2 protein-coding genes and 1 pseudogene are annotated in these 3,734 nt (G+C 65.8%); all 3 read right to left on the bottom strand.

The window, feature by feature from the left end:
* Positions 1–166: 166 nt before the first annotated feature.
* On the bottom strand, positions 167–457 hold the full coding sequence (locus tag ACFC02_RS41995; RefSeq protein ID WP_376368211.1) for a hypothetical protein: 291 nt from the start codon (positions 455–457) through the stop codon (positions 167–169).
* A 14-nt stretch (positions 458–471) separates the two neighbouring features.
* Positions 472–1,263: a hypothetical protein gene (locus tag ACFC02_RS41990; protein ID WP_376368210.1), complete on the bottom strand. Its 792-nt coding sequence runs from the start codon at positions 1,261–1,263 to the stop codon at positions 472–474.
* A 94-nt stretch (positions 1,264–1,357) separates the two neighbouring features.
* Positions 1,358–1,875 (bottom strand): annotated as a pseudogene (locus ACFC02_RS41985) (transposase family protein); the annotation flags it as partial.
* Positions 1,876–3,734 lie beyond the last annotated feature (1,859 nt).

Here is a 3,734-nt window from a genome sequence, read left to right as displayed (position 1 = left end):
AGTGGCCGTGCACGACGCAACGCCTTGACGTTACGCCGCAGGGAGACTGGTGGAACGAGGCTCAGTTCCGCAAGGACCTCGCCAACCACTCCGCCCACGCGATGGGTGCGCACCGAGCGGAATGGCCCCGTGACGCCGAGCGCGTCCAACCTCGCAAGATCAGGCATCAGTAGACACCTTCAATGACCTCGGAGTCCTCGAACTCGGCAACGGGCGTCACGTCGGCCACTGAGACACCGAGCGCACCCTCGGGAGCGCGGACTCGCGTGGCCATGTCCCGCTCCAGGTTGTTGGGCAGGAGCAGGGACTTGCTGATGTGATGCATCACGACCTGCCCTCGCTCGCCCTCGGCGACCTCGGCGTGTGAGACCGGATCCACTACGCGGAAGGTCGTGTACGGCGAGAACGAGTCGAATACACAGGACCGGGAGCCGTCCACCGTGGCAGGTCGCTCCATGCTGCCGCCAAGGATCATCGTGCTGCCGTACTGACCACGCAACCGCACGTTCGGGAAGACCTCATGCTGTAGCACATGTCGGGTATCGACATCCATATGGGCTCCCCCCCCCACATGATGACCGCTACTTTCTCATTGATCGCGGAGACCAGTTCGTCGCGTTCCGCTATGAGTTCCAGCAGTGGCGGCGTTGCCACCAGCACCCCGACGCGCTGGTGGCGGAGAATGGATTCCGCCTGGTCGACTATGTGTTCGGCGTAGCGTTTCGCCTCGTTGGCGCGGCCCTCCCCCAGGCTCCTGCGGACCCAGCGAGGATCGAGGTCGACGGTGAAGCCGATGCCTCCACGCATGCGGGGCAGTTCCGCCATCAGCCTGCCGAAGATGTGCGGTCCACTCGGCGCGAGAGTCAACCAGTTGACGTCACGGGGGAAACCCAGTTCGTCCATGCGCGCTGATTTCCACGCAAGCGACCGCGAGAGCCAGTCGGACAGCAGCAGGACTCGTTTCGGCCGGCCGGTCGTCCCCCCGCTGTCATACGAACCGACCACGTCAGGCCTGCCGCCGTAACCGCGTGGCACCAGGTCCTCCACGGGTGCGTCCCGCAGCTCGTTCACCATGTTAGGGAAGAGCCTGAGATCTGCGTGGGTCCGCACGTCGCGGCGCGGATCAAAGCTGAGGGAGCATGCTCGCGACACCCAGAAAGGAGAACCGGTTTCCGGACTGAAATGCCACTCCATCGCAGCAGATAAAAACTCGTTCTCGCTCCACCTGCGGTCGTTGTTCAAATCAAGGTAACCCTGAGACACTACCCCTCCCATATGGGTAAGAATCGTTCTACCCCGGACGCATTGAACTGATAGTATTACGCGAAAGTATTATAGTAAGGGTTTTCCATCTTGCTCAGTTGGCGAGTTCGAGGGCGACGACGGCTCGGTCTATGGCGCTGATCCGGGTGGTGCTGCAGCGGAGTTTGCGCAGGAGCCGCCAGCCCTTGAGGACCGCCATGGCGCGTTCGCCGAGGCTGCGGATCCTGGCATGGTCCCCCGGTTGTGACGCCGACGCCAGCCGCGCAGGTTCCTGCCCCGGAACGGGACGCGGAGGGTGGGGGTCGCCCCTTGGTATGCCTTGTCCGCCCAGCACTTGATGTTGCCGGCGGCCAGAGCGGCCGGGATGTCGTGGATCCGGGCCGCGGTCAGATCGTGGACGGCGCCGGACAGCGCGTCCGATGCCCGGATCAGGCGTCCAGCCGGGTCGGCGAGTACCTGCACGTTCATACCGTGGTGCTTCTTCTTCCCTGAGTAGTACGGGCGGTCGGCGGCGATGCGGTCGATGAGCAGGAGCGTGCCGTCGAGGATGACGTGGAGCCGCTGCAAGGTGCGGCTGGACAGATCGATGGCAGACGGGTAGACAAGCACAAGAGCTCCTGGCGGACTGGTGACCTTGGTCGTGAACCCGTCAACCAGGAGCTTTCTTCATGCCCGCCACCAGGGTAACCGGTGCAACCACCCGTCAGGTGGGAAAAGGCTCACTGCCTACTATCGGAGGGACTTGGTGTTCTCGCGAATCGCTGCCGCTACCTCAAGGAGTGCGTAAGCGATGGCCGCTAACCCTTCACCGATGGCGTCAGTTTGATTTTCATCTCCTTCCCTCAAAGCCGCACGATTGGCGTTTTTCTCTGCGTACTCAGCGCAATAGGAAACCCTTGCCTCCTCTGGCTTCAGCCTTCTTGTCTCCACACCATCCCTCCTCAAGATCATCCCCAACATGCCTGGCGGACTCGCCTCGCTCGGCCGTCGCGCTTCCTCTCGTGTCGCCACTGCCCCTGGAGCGCCTTGCCGGCGCCGGCCGGGCTCCGGACCACCGGGCCCGCCTCGTGCCTCCCATACGGACGGACGCGAACGCGGACCCAGGCAGACGGACCCCCGGGACGGACGGACACGTCCCGGCCCTCATACCCGGGGACAGGCAGCCACGGACCCGTTGACGGGCGCAGCGGCGGGCGGTTCACACGACCCGGCCCGCCTTGATGCACCCCTTGACGAACCCCTTGGCAGAGATTTGGCCGCCCCCTTGAGGCCCGGTCAGCACCGCGCTCGTGCGTGGTTGCTGTTTGCAGATCAGGCCTTTTGCGGGCCGGTGTGCAGGGTGGTTCGGGCGGGCTGCTGAAGTTGTCCCGGCGGGTGTGCCTGTGCCGTGGCCGTTCCTGTTTGTGCTGGTCACCGTTGGGTGAGCGGTTATGCGGGAGGAAGACGCGTACATGCCGGCTGGTGAGGGCCGGGGGGGTCGGAAACGACTCAACTGTTGCCTGTGGGGCTGTTTCTGCGGTCATTTTGCAGTTACCTCTTGTGCGGGTACCCGCTGCTCAGCCGGAGTCGCGGGAGAGTGAGCGGCCGTCTCTGCCCGCAGGTGGCCGCCCCCGCTCCCGTCCGGCCTCTCTCGTGGGGGGATGAGGCCGGGACGGGTGGGGCCCGGCACCACGGTATGGTGCCGGGCCCCGAACAGGACCCGTGGTCGGGGGTTCCGCTCGTCTGTCGTCTCACCGCCCGGCCCGCCCGTCAAGACAGAAGAGTCCAGTACCGTCCCGAACAGCAGACGCGATCCGCCGACTTCTGGTTGCATCGGGACCCTACCGGCGATCCACCGGCCCCTGCGGCTTTGGTGCGGGAACGCCGGGTGGGACATGCGGATCCCGCCGACGAGTTCGCAACGAGGCGGCCGGCGGGATCCGCAGCGGCGGGTCTTCACTGCCCCGGCCTAGGCATGGGTGGGGAGGGCCGGGGACTCCCGGAAGTGTGGACCCGGGCCGCCGCTGGGACACAGCAAACCCGCACAGAAACGATTCTTCAAGGTGCGTGAGGCAATCGCCAGGCTACGCCATGGTCCGCCACGCCACGCCGAGGCCCTATACAGGCACATACCCGGACGCAGGGGCCGCCGCGCAGGGGGTGATGCGGAGAGAGGGGGTGGACCGCCGTTACGCGAGAGCGGACGTCGGCGCTCAGATCCGGACAGGGGATAAACTGATCATTCGCTTCACAGCACGGTGGGGGCTGGGAGCTGCGTGACGGCACTTCACAGCCCCCACCAACCCGGCTCCGGGCTCGACCAGCCCGGCTCGCCACCGAACACCTCCCGGCCGTCCTCTCTGCCACCGGCCCCGCTTGCCACACCCCTTGACACACGCTTGACCGGCCCTTGACGACCGGTCGGCCCCGCACGAGCCCGTGACAAGCCCAGAACAAGCCCGGGCCAAGGAGTCGGCGCGGCGGACCAGCCA

Source organism: Streptomyces sp. NPDC056160, from assembly GCF_042268205.1.
In the GTDB taxonomy this organism is placed as follows: domain Bacteria; phylum Actinomycetota; class Actinomycetes; order Streptomycetales; family Streptomycetaceae; genus Streptomyces.
The sequence above is the reverse complement of the archived record's forward strand: the minus strand, read 5'-3'. Positions and strand labels throughout refer to the sequence as shown.